Origin of the sequence: Pandoraea aquatica (assembly GCF_902459565.1) — a bacterium.
In the GTDB taxonomy this organism is placed as follows: Bacteria; Pseudomonadota; Gammaproteobacteria; order Burkholderiales; family Burkholderiaceae; genus Pandoraea; species Pandoraea aquatica.
Map to the genome: position 1 here is coordinate 114053 of NZ_CABPSN010000010.1, position 14564 is coordinate 128616.

At 62.2% G+C, this 14564-nt stretch carries 12 protein-coding genes; 5 read left to right on the forward strand and 7 right to left on the reverse strand.

All coding sequences use genetic code 11. From position 1 onward, the window contains the following. Positions 1-4 precede the first annotated feature (4 nt). The 3 genes from PAQ31011_RS24140 to PAQ31011_RS24150 form a co-directional block, all read right to left on the reverse strand. On the reverse strand, positions 5-817 hold the full coding sequence (locus tag PAQ31011_RS24140) for a BPSS1780 family membrane protein (RefSeq protein ID WP_150578201.1): 813 nt from the start codon (positions 815-817) through the stop codon (positions 5-7). Between the two features lie 31 nt (positions 818-848). Next, on the reverse strand, positions 849-1820 hold the full coding sequence (locus PAQ31011_RS24145; RefSeq protein ID WP_150578202.1) for a homoserine kinase: 972 nt from the start codon (positions 1818-1820) through the stop codon (positions 849-851). A gap of 132 nt (positions 1821-1952) precedes the next feature. After that, entirely contained in the window at positions 1953-2321 is a 369-nt protein-coding gene (locus PAQ31011_RS24150) for a hypothetical protein (RefSeq protein ID WP_150578203.1), read from the reverse strand. A 357-nt stretch (positions 2322-2678) separates the two neighbouring features. On the opposite strand from PAQ31011_RS24150, the gene PAQ31011_RS24155 reads away from it, so the two are divergent. Beyond that, the gene (locus PAQ31011_RS24155) at positions 2679-3911 is read left to right on the forward strand and encodes a YeeE/YedE family protein (protein ID WP_150578204.1); all 1233 of its coding nucleotides are present in this window, start codon (positions 2679-2681) and stop codon (positions 3909-3911) included. A 109-nt stretch (positions 3912-4020) separates the two neighbouring features. Here the strand turns inward: PAQ31011_RS24155 and PAQ31011_RS24160 are convergent, their stop codons facing one another. Further along, entirely contained in the window at positions 4021-4755 is a 735-nt protein-coding gene (locus PAQ31011_RS24160) for an LOG family protein (RefSeq protein ID WP_150578205.1), read from the reverse strand. Between PAQ31011_RS24160 and polA the strand changes: the two genes are divergently transcribed. From polA to PAQ31011_RS24180, 4 genes are all read left to right on the forward strand, one after another. Next, complete coding sequence (gene polA, locus PAQ31011_RS24165) at positions 4756-7494, forward strand: DNA polymerase I (protein ID WP_150578206.1); 2739 nt, start codon at positions 4756-4758, stop codon at positions 7492-7494. Positions 7495-7630: 136 nt separating this feature from the next. Further along, a complete protein-coding gene (locus PAQ31011_RS24170) occupies positions 7631-9043 on the forward strand; it encodes an NAD(P)/FAD-dependent oxidoreductase (RefSeq protein ID WP_150578207.1) in 1413 nt (470 codons plus the stop codon). Between the two features lie 261 nt (positions 9044-9304). Beyond that, complete coding sequence (locus tag PAQ31011_RS24175) at positions 9305-10180, forward strand: dienelactone hydrolase family protein (protein WP_150578208.1); 876 nt, start codon at positions 9305-9307, stop codon at positions 10178-10180. A 93-nt stretch (positions 10181-10273) separates the two neighbouring features. Continuing rightward, entirely contained in the window at positions 10274-11185 is a 912-nt protein-coding gene (locus tag PAQ31011_RS24180; RefSeq protein ID WP_425495139.1) for a ZIP family metal transporter, read from the forward strand. Between the two features lie 108 nt (positions 11186-11293). On the opposite strand, the gene PAQ31011_RS24185 is transcribed toward PAQ31011_RS24180, so the two are convergent. The 3 genes from PAQ31011_RS24185 to PAQ31011_RS24195 all read right to left on the reverse strand — a co-directional run bounded on the left by PAQ31011_RS24185 (position 11294) and on the right by PAQ31011_RS24195 (position 14471). Continuing rightward, the gene (locus tag PAQ31011_RS24185; RefSeq protein WP_150578210.1) at positions 11294-12178 is read right to left on the reverse strand and encodes a sulfurtransferase; all 885 of its coding nucleotides are present in this window, start codon (positions 12176-12178) and stop codon (positions 11294-11296) included. 42 nt (positions 12179-12220) lie between these two features. Beyond that, the gene (locus PAQ31011_RS24190; protein ID WP_150578211.1) at positions 12221-13075 is read right to left on the reverse strand and encodes a DMT family transporter; all 855 of its coding nucleotides are present in this window, start codon (positions 13073-13075) and stop codon (positions 12221-12223) included. A 280-nt stretch (positions 13076-13355) separates the two neighbouring features. Beyond that, a complete protein-coding gene (locus PAQ31011_RS24195; RefSeq protein ID WP_150578212.1) occupies positions 13356-14471 on the reverse strand; it encodes an aromatic ring-hydroxylating oxygenase subunit alpha in 1116 nt (371 codons plus the stop codon). Positions 14472-14564 lie beyond the last annotated feature (93 nt).

A 14564-nucleotide genomic window follows, 5' to 3' on the forward strand; every position in this document is an offset into this window, starting at 1 on the left:
AGACTCAAGCCTCTGGCGGCGAAACGTTCGGATCGAGTGCGCCGATCTCCTGCACGCCGAAGCATCCGCGATAGCTGGCGTAAAACGAGCAATAGATGATGGCCGCGAACAGCAGCGACAGCGGCGAGACCAGAAGAATGGCGTATTGGAAAACGCCCAGCACCGCCATGATGATCGTGAGAATCATCGACGCCCCGGCTGCGAGCAACATCACACACAGCGCGTAGACGACGAAGGCGCGGAAGTTACGCGTGCAGGCCGTCCAACTGAAGAAGATGGCCTTGACGGGCGTAATGTCGTGCCACGCCACGAGCACCGGCGCGAACCAGAACAACATCGCCACCGGGATGTACGCGATGGCGAAGGCAATGGCGGCGACCAATCCGGCCGTGCCGTTCATGATCTCGTCGCGGTTGACGTTGCCGTCGAACAGCAGGTTGTTGATCACTTCGCTGCCGTTGAACAGCGAAGAAATCAGGTAAGCGGCGACGGTCGCGGCCATGTAAAAGCCGCCGAGCACCAGCAAACGCCGGGCGATTTCCTTGCCGTGTCCGCGAAAACCGTCGAGCAACACCTGCGGCAGCACCTGTTTGTTCTTGATGATGTCGCGGCAGGCGGCCATGAAGCCCACCGACAGGCCCGGAACGAGGACGAGCAAGATGGGCCCACCGATGATCGGCACGAAGGAGATCAACAACGTGCCGAACATGTAGGCAAACAGCAGGCTCATGATGGCGAGCGGGTTCTTGCGGAACAGCCAGATGCCCTGGCGCAGCCACAAATAACCACTCTTCGGCGGGACTTCAAGCAATTGCATAGGGTTCGAGAGACTCCGAGTGGGCGTCGGGTTACAGCCAGGGAATGGAAACGGCTTCGATGCGTTTGCGCAGGATTCGTTCGAAATGCCCCGGATCGTGCGGCTTGAGCATTTCGGCCGCCCGCGGCAAGTGAAAATCATACAGGCGCGAGAGCCAGAATCGCAGCGCGCCCGCTCGCAGCATGTCGCGCCAGTGCGACGCCTCGATGTCGGTCAGCGGGCGCACCGTTTCGTATGCACGCAGCATCGCGTGCACACGGACGTCGTCCAGCTCGCCGGTGGTGAGGTCGCAGCACCAGTCGTTGACCGTCACGGCCAGATCGAACAGCCACTTGTCGCAGCCGGCAAAGTAGAAGTCGAAGAAGCCGCCCAACTGCGGTGAGCCGTCTTCTGCTTTGTCGAAGAGTACGTTATCGCGGAACAGATCGCAGTGGCACGGCCCAGCCTGCATCGCGCGGTAGTCGCCGGAGCCGAAGAACGCCTCCTGATGTGCCATTTCGTTTTCCAGCAGCGCGCGTTCGGCATCGCTCAGGTAGGGCAGCACCGCCGGAGCCGCCTCGCGCCACCACGGCAAGCTGCGCAGGTTGGCTTGTTCCAGCGTGAAGTCGCGTCCGGCCAGATGCATGCGGGCGAGCATCGCGCCGACATGGGCGCAGTGCTCGGCGGCCGGAGCCAGTTCGGAGCGACCCGCCAGCTTGGTGACGATAGTGGCCGGCTTGCCGTTCAGCTCGCCAAGAATCTCGCCCGTGCGATCCGGAATCGGATCGGGCACCGGCACGCTGTGATGCGCCAGATGGCCCATCAATTGCAGGTAGAACGGCAACTGCGTGGCCGTGAGCTTCTCGAACAGCGTCAGCACGAACTCGCCGCGCTCGGTCGTCAGGAAGTAGTTGGTGTTCTCGATGCCCGAGCTGATGCCCCGGAAGTCGAGAACATTCCCCAAATCGTAGCGTTGCAGCCACTGCTGGAGCTGCTCGGGCGAGACGGAAGTAAAAACGGCCATGCGTGCGTTGAGTGGATAAGCCTCAGACAAACGGCCCGTGCGCGTGCAGCGGGCCGCTGGTTTGAGACAAACAGGAAGCAGGCGCGCCGAAAGGTGCGGGTGGCGCGCGAAAGAGTCAGATTACCAGAGACGTCAGAACTTCAGGCCGACGGACGGCAGACGGTCGTTTTGCGACGTGTTGTCACGTGCGCGCGGCGCGTTGTCGGGCGGCGTGGTCAACTGGTAGTTGGTGCCGAAACGGGAGTGGACGTCGATTTCCGTGGGCTTGCCGCGATCGCGGTACTCGGTCACGGTCGTGCCCTGGTCGTTGACGTAATAGCTCGGCTTGCGTTCCTGGTTGACGTCGACGTTCTGGACGCTGGTGGCCGCAGCGCGGGCGTCGGCTTCACGTTTGGCGGCTTGTGCGGCGGTTTCCTTGCCGTCCTGAGCGTAGACATGACCGGCGAACAGCAGGCCGGCACCGATCATCAGGGGCAGGGCACGGGAAAAGCGCGTTTTCATCATTATTCTCCGAGGGCGGGAACGCATCCGCGACGTAAGAGGCAAGCCGGGCCGGCGCAGCGGGTTCCAATCTGTCCATTCTATCAAACGTACCCCACTTCGCATTGTGGAATCTCGCGGAATGCACCGTCGTTGCTTGCCTGCAGCGCTTTTTGCCCTCACCAATGAACGTTTCATGACAAGGTTTCTGTCCGAAATGTGAGATTTCGGATGATTCTTCTTCTGCCTTTATATTTCCTTTGGTTATAAAGAAATCACAAAACAGTCGTTCGCATCGAGGTCATGTTCTGGCACTCTTGCAAGTTGTCTCAATGGGTGGCCAGGTGCCACCCATCTGCATTCTGGAGTCAGAAAGTCATGTCGTCTTCCGCTTCGGCTGCCGTTAAAACGGCGTCGCCTTCTCCCTCTTCCTACAATGCTCGCCCGCTGACGATTGCGCTGGTGCTCATCGTCATCGGCATCGCGTACCTGCAAGCGACGGTCGGCCCAAAGCAGGCCGCGCTGGCCGGCGTCGGCGCGTTGCTTGGCGTGGCGCTGTATCACGCGGCGTTCGGTTTCACGTCGGCGTGGCGCGTGTTCATTTCGGATCGTCGTGGCGCGGGATTGCGCGCGCAGATGGTGATGCTCGCGGTCGGTGTCGTGCTGTTCTTCCCGGCACTGGCGGACGGCACGCTCTTCGGCAACAAGGTCGTCGGTCTCGTCTCGCCGGTCGGCGTGTCGGTGGCGTTCGGCGCGTTCATCTTCGGTATCGGCATGCAGCTCGGCGGCGGTTGCGCGTCGGGCACGCTGTACACGGCGGGCGGGGGCAACACGCGCATGCTGGTGACGCTCGCGGCGTTCATCGTCGGCTCGGTCGTAGCGACGGCGCATCTGCCGTGGTGGGAATCGCTGCCGCACATTAAGCCTGTGTCTCTCGTGAAGACGTGGGGCCTGTGGTCCGCGCTGATTGCGAACCTCGCGCTGTTCGCCGCCATCGGCGCGTTCACGCTGTGGGCCGAGAAGCGTCGCCATGGTCGTATCGTCGGTGTGCCGATGACGCGTAATGCCAAAGGCAAGCCCGCACTGCTGCGCGGTCCGTGGCCGCTGGTGTGGGGCGCCCTCGCGCTCGTGCTGCTCAATTACGCAACGCTTGCTCTGGCGGGCCGCCCGTGGGGTGTGACGTCGGCATTCGCGCTGTGGGGTGCGAAGGCGTTCATGGCCGTGGGGATCGATGTCGCTTCGTGGCCGTACTGGGCCAAGCAGATCAACGTGCTCAACGCGCCGGTCTCGCAGGACGTGACGACCGTCATGGATCTGGGCATCATCCTCGGCGCATTGGTGGCCGCCTCGCTGGCGGGCAAGTTTGCGCCGGTGTGGAAGGTGCCAGTGCGTTCGCTGATCGCGGCTATCGTGGGTGGTCTGCTGCTCGGCTACGGCGCGCGTCTGGCGTACGGTTGCAACATCGGGGCCTATTTCAGCGGCATCATCTCCGGCAGTCTGCACGGCTGGCTGTGGCTGGTGGCGGCGTTCTTCGGCAACGTGTTCGGCACGCGTCTGCGTCCGTTCTTCGGTCTGGAAGTCGAGACCACGCCGCGCGAAAGCGGTTGCTGATTCTGATTCTGATGGGGTGCTCCGGCGGACGCGCGTCCGCCACAAAAAACGGCGCTCGCGATGATCTCGCGGCGCCGTTTTGCATTGCAGATGTCGTTGACGTCAGCGCTTACAGATAGAACATCTTCTCGCTGGTTTCCGTCTCGGGTTCGATGTGGCCGTCGTAGAACGCGAAGACCGCCTTGAGAATCTCGTCGGGGTCGTCGATCACCTGCACGAGATCGAGATCCTTCTCGCTGATAAGGCCCATCGGCAACATCGACGAGCGCACCCAGTCCAGCAGGCCTTTCCAGAACTCCGAACCCACCAGAATGACCGGAACGCGACGCGACTTCTGCGTCTGGATCAGTGTGAGCACTTCGGACAATTCGTCGAGCGTGCCGAAGCCGCCGGGCATGATCACGAAGGCGTCCGAATTCTTGACGAACGTGACCTTACGGGTGAAGAAGTGGCGAAAGCGCAGCGAGATGTCCTGCCACTGATTGCCTTTTTGCTCGTGCGGAAGTTCGATGTTCAGACCGACGGTCGGCGACGCGCCGCCGTGCGCGCCCTTGTTGGCCGCTTCCATGATGCCCGGGCCGCCACCGGAGATGACGGCGAAGCCGTTGTCCGAGAATTTGCGGGCAATCGTCATCGTCAGTTTGTAGAACGGCGATTTCGGCTTGATGCGGGCGCTGCCGTAGATGCTGACGGCCGGCCGGATCTCCGACAGGTACTCGGTCGCCTCGATGAACTCTGCCATAATCGTGAACATCTGCCACGACGCGCGCGCCTTCTTGGCGGTGGCGCGCTCATGGTCTGCCAACTGGCGCAGACTCGGTATCTCTTTTCTTCTCTTGGTCATATGTCGGAACAGCAAAGTCTGGAAGGTAAGACGCTCTTATTGGTCGATGGTTCGAGTTATCTGTATCGAGCCTATCACGCCCTGCCGGATTTGCGCGGCCCAGGCGGCGAGCCTACGGGCGCGCTGCACGGCATCGTCAATATGCTGCGCCGCATGCGTAAAGACGTTCATGCAGAGTACAGCGCTTGCGTTTTCGATGCAAAGGGCAAGACCTTCCGCGACGACTGGTACCCCGAGTACAAGGCGAATCGCCCGTCGATGCCCGAAGACCTGCGCGCGCAGATCGAACCGATTCACGAAGCCGTGCGCGCGATGGGCTGGCCGCTGTTGATGATCGACGGCGTGGAAGCCGACGATGTCATCGGCACGCTTGCAAAGCGGGCGGCCGAACTCGGTATGCGCGTGGTCGTCTCGACCGGCGATAAGGACCTGGCGCAGCTCGTGAACGACCGCGTCACGCTCGTGAACACGATGACGAACGAAACGCTCGACGCGGCTGCTGTCGAAGCGAAATTCGGTGTGCCGCCTGCGCGCATCGTCGATTACCTCACGCTGGTGGGCGACACGGTCGATAACGTGCCGGGCGTCGAAAAATGCGGGCCGAAGACGGCCGTCAAATGGCTCACGCAATACGGCGATCTCGATAACCTCGTTGCCAACGCCGCCGAGGTGAAGGGGGCCGTGGGCGAGAATCTGCGACGTGCGCTCGACTGGCTGCCGATGGGGCGCAAGCTCGTGACGGTGGCGCTCGATTGCGATCTCACGCCGCAGGTCACCTCCATCGAAGCCAGTCTGCAAACGCAGCCTGAAGACGCCGAAGTGTTGCGCGATTTCTTCTCGCGTCACGGCTTCAAGACACTGCTGCGCGAAGCGGAAGCCACGGTGGCATCGCAAGCCGGTGAAGACGCGCCGGCACCGGTAGCCGACACCATCGAGCGTCAGTACGAAGCGGTGCTCACGTGGGCGCAGTTCGATGCGTGGCTGAAGACCATCGAAGCTGCCGAGTTGACGGCGTTCGATACCGAGACGACCTCGCTCGACGCGATGCAGGCACAACTCGTCGGTCTGTCGTTCTCATGCGAACCGGGCCGCGCGGCGTACATCCCGGTGGCGCACCGTGCGCCGGGGGAAGTCGAACAACTGCCGCGCGACGAAGTGCTCGCACGTCTGAAGCACTGGCTCGAGAGTCCCGATCACAAGAAGGTCGGACAGAACCTCAAGTACGACGCACATGTGCTCGAGAACTATGGCGTGATACTGGGCGGTATTGCGCACGACACGCTGCTCGAATCGTACGTGCTCGAATCGCATCGCAGTCACGACATGGACAGTCTTGCGTCGCGCCATCTGGGCGTGACGACGGTCAAGTACGAAGACGTGTGCGGCAAGGGCGCCAAGCAGATTGGCTTCGACGACGTCAGCGTCGAACGTGCGACGGAGTACGCCGCGGAGGACGCCGACATCACGCTGCGTTTGCATCGTGCGCTGTACCCCGACGTCGCCCGCGAAGCCACGCTCGAATTCGTCTATCGCGATATCGAAATGCCCACGGCGCGCGTGCTTCAACGCATGGAGCGCAACGGCGTGCTGGTCGATACGGCGCGTCTGGCGGCGCAAAGCGATGAGATCGGACGCAAGCTGATCACGCTCGAAACCGAGGCATACGCGCTGGCCGGGCAGCAATTCAATCTGAATTCGCCCAAGCAGATCGGCGACATCTTCTTCACGCAGCTGCAACTGCCGGTCGTCAAGAAGACGGCAAGCGGCGCGCCGTCGACCGATGAAGAAGTGTTGCAGAAGCTCGCCGAGGACTACCCGCTGCCGAAGGTGCTTCTGGAGTATCGCGGCCTCGCCAAACTCAAGTCGACGTACACGGACAAGCTGCCGAAGATGGTCAATCCGTCGACGGGGCGTGTGCATACGAATTACGCACAGGCCGTGGCGATCACCGGCCGTCTGGCGTCGAACGATCCGAACCTGCAGAACATTCCGGTGCGTACGGCCGAAGGGCGTCGTATTCGCGAGGCCTTCATCGCGCCGCCGGGCAGCCAGTTGGTCTCGGCCGACTACTCGCAGATCGAGTTGCGCATCATGGCGCACATTTCGGGCGACGAAAGCCTGCTGCGCGCATTCGCGAATGGCGAGGACATTCACCGTGCGACCGCTGCGGAAATCTTCGCGGTCACACCGCTGGAGGTGTCTTCCGAACAACGCCGCTATGCCAAGGTCATCAACTTCGGTCTGATCTACGGCATGAGCGCGTTCGGGCTGGCTGCGAACCTCGGCATCGAGCGCGACGCCGCCAAGCAATACATCGATCGCTACTTCATGCGTTATCCGGGCGTGGCGCGCTACATGGACGAGACGCGCAAGAGCGCCAAGGCGAAGGGCTACGTCGAAACGGTGTTCGGCCGTCGTCTGTGGCTGCCGGACATCAACGGCGGTAACGGTCCGCGTCGTCAGGGTGCCGAGCGCGCGGCCATCAATGCGCCGATGCAAGGCACCGCCGCCGACCTCATCAAGCTGTCGATGATTGCCGTGCAGCGCTGGCTGGACGACAGCGGTTTGCAGACGCGTCAGATCATGCAGGTGCACGACGAACTTGTGCTCGAAGTGCCGGATCATGAATTGGCTGAGGTTCGCAAGCGTCTGCCGGAACTGATGTGCGGTGTGGCCAAGCTGCGCGTGCCGTTGGTGGCCGAAGTCGGCGTTGGCGAGAACTGGGAACAAGCGCACTGATAGTGCGGGGCGGTCGGCGTTGCAGCATGCTTCGGCCGCCATGACGATCAAGGTCACGCAATAGCGGAAATAGGGTGACGGGTATACCCTAAGTCCGCACTCTGCGGTAAGGTAATCGCTATCGCCGGTCTGGCAAATGCTGACCGGCCGGACGGTTTTCCAAGCACGGGGAGTTATTGTGAGTGTTCATCGTATCGTTGTGGTCGGCGGCGGCGCCGGCGGTCTCGAACTCGTCACCCGGTTGGGCGACAAGTACGGGCGTGGCAAGGACGTTCAAATAACGCTGGTCGACCGTTCCCTGTCGCACATCTGGAAACCGCTGCTGCATGAGGTCGCGGCCGGTGTCATGGATACGGCGACGCATCAGCTCTCTTACGTGGCGCAGGCGAACTGGCATCACTTCGAGTTCGCGACGGGCGAGATGATCGGGCTGGATCGTGCGGCCAAGACCATCCGTCTGGCGGCTGTCCCGGCGGCGGACGACGAAGGCGAGGGCGATTTGCTGCCCGAGCGCACGTTGCCGTACGACACGCTCGTGCTCGCCATCGGCAGCACGACTAACTTCTTCGGTGTTCCGGGTGCCAGGGAACACACCATTGCCCTCGATACGGTCGAACAGGCCGAGCGTTTCCGTCGCCGGTTGATGGCGGCTTGCGTGCGTGCGCAGAGCGCGGCCGAGGCGTCGGCACCGGTGGCTGCGACCGAGGCGCAGAGCGGTGGGGCGCTGCTGTCGCCGTCGGGCGCACAGCGTCCCAAGGTCAATCTCGTGATCGTCGGTGCGGGCGCGACGGGCGTGGAACTGTCGGCCGAGTTGCGCAATACCGCTGAAGTGTTGCGCTCCTACGGTCTGAAGCTCGACCCGCGTAAGGACGTGCGCATCACCATCATCGAATCGAGTCCGCGCATTCTGAAGGCGCTGCCGGAGCGTGTGTCGGGCGCGGTGGCCGGGTTGCTCGCCAAGCTGGACGTCGACATTCTGTGTGGCGATTCGGTGGCGGAAGTGCGCGCCAACGAAGTGACCCTGACCAGCGGCAAGATTCTGCCGGCGGACATCACGGTCTGGTCGGCCGGTATTACGGCACCGCCGGTGCTCGGCACGTTGGGGCTGGACGTCAATCGTCTGAATCAGATCGAGGTGCTCCCGACGCTGCAAAGCAAGACCGATCCCGACATCTTCGCGTTCGGCGATTGCGCGAGCTGCGAGTGGCCGGAGCATGGTTTCGTGCCGCCGCGTGCGCAAGCGGCGCACCAGCAGGCGAGTTTCCTCGTGAAGGCGATCGAGGCGCGTCTGAAGGGGCAGAGCTTGCCGACGTTCACGTATCGCGACTTCGGCTCGCTGGTCTCGTTGGGCAAGTTCAGCGCGGTGGGCAACCTGATGGGCGGACTGATCGGCGGCAGCATGTTCATCGAAGGGCTGTTTGCCCGCGTGATGTACACGTCGCTCTATCGGATGCACGTGGCGGCGCTGCACGGCGTGTGGCGAATGATGCTCGATACGGTTGCCAACCGGCTGCGTCGCTCGACGGTGCCGCGGGTGAAGCTGCATTGATGAGGTATCGCTGACGAAGCGTTCACATTTCACGAACGTCAAAGCCGCGCAGGCTGATCGCTTGCGCGGCTTTTTTTATCCTCCGGGCCGTCATTACCCTGAACCCGACCGCCTGCCATGCAGTTTCGGAATCCTCCGAGTCATGTCGGGGTGTCGTCCGAGTGCAACCCGATTCCCTCTCTAGTAATATCCGAACGTCCGGCCTCCGGTCGGCAGTCTTCCCGAACCTTTTCTTTTTGACGCTTTCTCCTGGAGTGCGACATGTCGCAAGCGGATCTGGATAGTCTCGTACCTGAAGTTGCGCCGCGTAACCGACGCGATTTTCTGAAGACCGCCGTCGGTTCGGCGTTTGCGCTGGCGGTGCTGCCAGTGGCCGCCGAAACGATCACTACCGACACCCAAGGGCTGGACGCAGGCGAGCACATGCTCGACGTGCCCGGTATCAAGATGCCGGTGTACTACGCAAAGCCTGCCGGGAAAACGCATCTGCCGACGATCGTCGTCGTCTCGGAGATTTTCGGCGTGCATCAGCACATTGCCGACATCTGCCGTCGCTTCGCGAAGCTCGGCTATCTGGCGGTCGCGCCGGAGTTGTTCGCGCGTGCGGGCGACCCCCAATCGTTGGGCACGATTGCCGAGATTCAAACGCAAATCGTGGCGAAAACGCCGGACAAGCAAGTGATGAGCGACATCGATGCGACTGTGAAGTGGGCGGTCGCCAATGGCGGCGACGAAAAGCGTCTGGGCATCACCGGCTTCTGCTGGGGCGGACGCGTCGCGTGGCTGTACGACGCTCACAACCCGAACGTGAAGGCGGCGGTGGCGTGGTACGGACGCATCGTCGGCGACAAGAGCGAAAGCTTCCCGCAGAACCCGATCGATATCGCTGGCAAGCTGCATGGTCCGTTGCTGGGGTTGTACGGTGGCAAGGACACGGGGATTCCGGTCGCGAGCGTCGAGCAGGCGCGCGAAGCGCTGGCCAAGGGCGATGTCGCGTCGAAGGGCTCGGAGCTGAAGGTGTTCCCGAACTCGGGCCACGCGTTCTTCGCGGATTATCGGGCGAGCTATGTCGAGGCCGATGCGAAAGAGGGCTGGAAGCTGGCGCAGGATTGGTTCAGAAAGCACGGGGTTGCCTGATCGGCGGGGTGCCGCGGGCGCGCTGTCGGCATACGGTTTGCCTGTAACGGTAAAAGCTGGTTAAATCGCCGGCTTGCCCGCGGGAGAATCACCATCGACGCCATCTTTCTTTTCATCGTAATCGCCACGCTGGCCTCCGGCGTGCTGAGTCTTTTCGGGGCGGCGTCGCTGTCGCTTGGCCTGCTCTCGAAACTCATCGACAAGATGGTGAGCTTCTCGGCGGGGGTGCTGCTCGGCACGGCGTTGCTGCATTTGCTGCCGGAAAGCCTGGAGTCGCACGTCGACGCTCACGTCATCACGCGCTGGTTGCTTGGCGGACTGCTGGGCTTCTTTCTGCTGGAAAAGCTGGCGTTGCTGCGCCACAGCCATCATCACGAAGGCGACGGACATCACCACGAGCACGGCCACGACGCGCACGAAGCGGGCAAGGGTGGCTGGATGATTCTGGTGGGCAGCGCGATCCACAATTTCGCCGACGGCGTGGTGATTGCGGCGGCTTTTCTGACCGATCCGCGTCTGGGTGTGGCGGCGACGGTGTCGATCACGGTGCACGAAGTCGCGCACAAGCTGGGCGACTTCATGGTGTTGCTCAACGCGGGGTTCAAGCGCCGCAAGGCGCTGGTGCTGACCCTGGCGTCGAGCCTGACGGCCCTGCTGGGTGGCGTGCTCGGTTACTTCATGCTGGATCGTCTGCAAAGCCTGATTCCGTACCTGCTGGCGCTCGCGGCGAGCAGCTTCATCTACATTGCCGTGTCGGATCTCATGCCGCAGATGCAACGACGCACGTCGCCGCGCGACGCCCTGCCGCAGATCCTGCTGATCGGTGTCGGGCTGGCATTGGTGGTGTGGCTCAATGGTCATGACCACGATCATGATCACGGGCACGATCATGACAATGGCGGAAGTGCGTTGGCGATGTCGGCGAGCGAGGGCGGTTCGGAGGGCGGGGGCAATAGTCACCGTGTGCCAGTCGCTGCGAATGGTGCGGCGGGTTCGCAGCACTGAGTCTGGCGTCGTCGGCACGTCGTACGCACGACGTCGAGCGGTACAAAAAAGGGCACCTCATCGAGGTGCCCTTTTGCGTTGCGAGCCGACTTAAGTCGGCGTCGTGTCTCAGGGTTGTGCCCCCGTCGACACCGGACGGCGCTTGTCTGCACACCACTCGCTCCACGATCCGGGGTAAAGGCTCGCCCCGTGCAGGCCAGCCACTTCCATTGCCAGCAGATTGTGACAAGCGGTCACGCCCGAGCCGCATTGCGAGATGACGCGTTCCGGCAGGCGGTCGTGCCCGATCACCTGTGTGAACTCCTCGCGCAGTGTGGCCGCTGGCTTGAAGCGGCCGTCAGCGCCAAGATTGTCTTTGAAGAAGCGATTCTTTGCGCCCGGAATATGGCCGCCAATCGGGTCGAGGGTTTCGTTCTCGCCGCGATAGCGATCCGGTGCGCGGGCATCGATCACCAGACGCTCGTGCGACGTGAGATTGCGCTCGATGGCGGCGGCGTCTGCCGTCGTCGCCAGCGGTTCACCCGGCGCGAAATCGCCGGGTGGCGGCGCTTCGGGCGGTGCGGCATCGAGTTTGAATCCGACCGCTTCCCAGGCTTGCAGGCCGCCGTCGAGGACGGCGACCGACTCGTGTCCGAGCCAGCGCAGCAACCACCACAGGCGCGCGGCATACATGCCGCCCTGGGCGTCATACGCGACAACCTGCTGGCCTTTCGACAGGCCGCAAGCGGCGAGATGTCGAACGAGGGCGTCGCGATCGGGTAGCGGGTGACGGCCGTTCTTGCCGTTCGTCTTGCCGGAAAGGTCACGTTCGAGATGCGCGTAGAACGCGCCGAAGATATGACCCTGAACGTAGGCTTCCTCGCCGGCCTTGGGATTGGCGAGATCGAAACGGCAATCGAAGATGACCACCGGGGCACCGCCACCGGCGGCGGTTTGCATCAGCGCATCGAGATTTTGCGGACTGATGAGCGTGGTGAAATGCGTATGAATCATGGCGTCTCCGCAGACGGGCGTGGGGGATTCGTTCGGCGGCGATCAGGCGGAGGGGGAAGGCCGGCGCAGTGCGGTCATGCCGCTCGCTACGATGAGCAGCATGCCGATCCAGCCGGCCAGCGCAGGCCAGTCGCCCCAGACAAGCATGCTGATCAGTGTAGCGAAGATTACGCCCGAATATTGGAGATTCGCAGTGACGAGCGTGTTGCCCAGACTGAACGCCCGGGTGAGCGCCGTCTGCGCTATCAATGCGGCGATCCCGACGCCCAGCATCAGGCCGGCGCCGCGCCAGGTCATCGGGTGCAGGCCTTCGATGGCGACCCAGGTCAGACCGAGCAGCACGCCGCCGGCTGAGAAGTAGAAGACGATACGCCAGTCGGGCTCGCCCGCGGCGCCCAGCTCCTTGACCTGCATGTACGCGATGGCGGAGAACACGCCGGAGACGACGCCTGCAACACCGGCGACCCACGCCTGGCTGTCGATGGTCGGCTGCAACAGGAGCGCCACGCCAACGAAACCGGCGAAGATCGCCGCCACCAGCCTGAAATCGGTGCGCAGGCTACCGCGCATTGCCGCCGTCCCCATCACGATCAGCGAAATCCAGATCGGCGACATGTAGTTGAGCGTCATTGCCGTGGAAAGCGGCAATTGCGTGAGCGAAAAGAACCAGAGACCGAGGGAAATAACGCCGGCCGTGCTGCGCTTGATGTGCGATCCCAGATGACGTGTGCGAATGGACTGGCCGCGCAAACGCGCCATCCCCAGCAGGACGATCACGCCGATAAGGCTGCGGTAGAGAACGATTTCGCCGGTGTTGTATTCGTTTGCCGCCAGCTTGATGAAGAGCCCCATCAACGTGAACATGAAGGCGGAGACCAACATCCAGAGCGATTGCATGGCGAATTGTGGCCGATAACGGCGAGGAGACGAACGAGCGCGTTTTGTGCTGAACGCAGGCGACTCGTGCAGCACAAAAGGTCAGTGCACGGTCATATCGAAAGCATGGCGTCGATTCTAACGAAAACGGCGGGCACATGGCCCGCCGTTCAGCGTTTTTTCGGCAAATATTTAATTCAGTCTCGCCGGTACCACATGGCGTCCGCGAGGTCGATCCGACGCGACTTCCACCGGATCGTCTTGCGTTCTCGTACGATGAGATTTCCTGAGCCGACGAGGCTTAGAAATCCCCCATCTGGCGACGCAGGAACTCGTGGAAGTGTTGCATGCCGTCTTCCATCGGGCTTTGATACGGACCCACTTCAGAGACGCCTCGCTGGAACAGGGCGCGACGCCCGGCGTCCATGCGCTCGGCGATCTCGTCGTCTTCGCGTGCCGTTTCCATGTAGGCAGCACGCTCGGCCTCGATGAATTCGCGTTCGAAGAGCGCGATTTCCTCGGGGTAATAGAATTCGACGATGTTCGTCGTCTTTTGCGGTCCGTTCGGGATCAGCCACGACACCACGAGCACGTGCGGGTACCACTCGATCATGAGGTGCGGGTAGTACACCATCCATATCGCGCCGAAGTCCGGCGGCACGCCTTCCCGGTAGCGCAGCAGCACGTCGTGCCACTGGCGGTAGATCGGGCTGCCGGGTTTGGCGAGGCCTTCGTGAACGCCAACCGTCTGGACGCTGTACCAGTCGCCGAATTCCCAGCTCAGGTCTTCGCACGAAACGAAGCTGCCCAGACCGGGATGGAACGGTACGACGTGATAGTCCTCGAGGTAAACCTCGATGAACGTCTTCCAGTTGTAGTTACATTCGTGCACTTCGACGTGATCGAACATGAAGTTCGAGAAGTCGAGATGGTGCTTCACGCCTAGCCGTGAGAGATCGGCCTGCACATTGCGGCCTTCTGCTTCGAACAGCAGCCCGTTCCAGCGTTGCAGCGGGAACTTGCCGAGGTTCAGGCAGGGCTTCTCCGGGAAATGCGGCGCGCCGAGCAGTTCGCCCTTTGTGTCGTAAGTCCAACGGTGAAGCGGGCAAACGATATTGGGCGTGTTCCCACGCCCATTGAGCATGACCGCCTGGCGGTGACGGCAGACGTTCGAGAGCAGTTCGATGCCGCTGTGCTCGCCCGAACCGTTGCGGACCAGCATGCGGCCTTCCTGCTCTGCCGGAAGGGCGAAATAATCGCCGACTTCCGGGACCATCAATTCGTGGCCCACGTAGCGGGGGCCGTGCTTAAACAGGACTTCACGCTCGCGGGCGAGGAGCGCCTCGTCGAAATACGTGTAGACCGGTAGTTGGCTTGAGGCTGGCTTCAGTTGCAAAGCGCTGCTTAGATTGGACATTCCCACTCCCGTCTAGCTTGAAAGCAGTGAACAACCCAACCATCGAAAAATCGATTTAGGGGAACCGACGATTATACCCGGTCTAAGCAACCG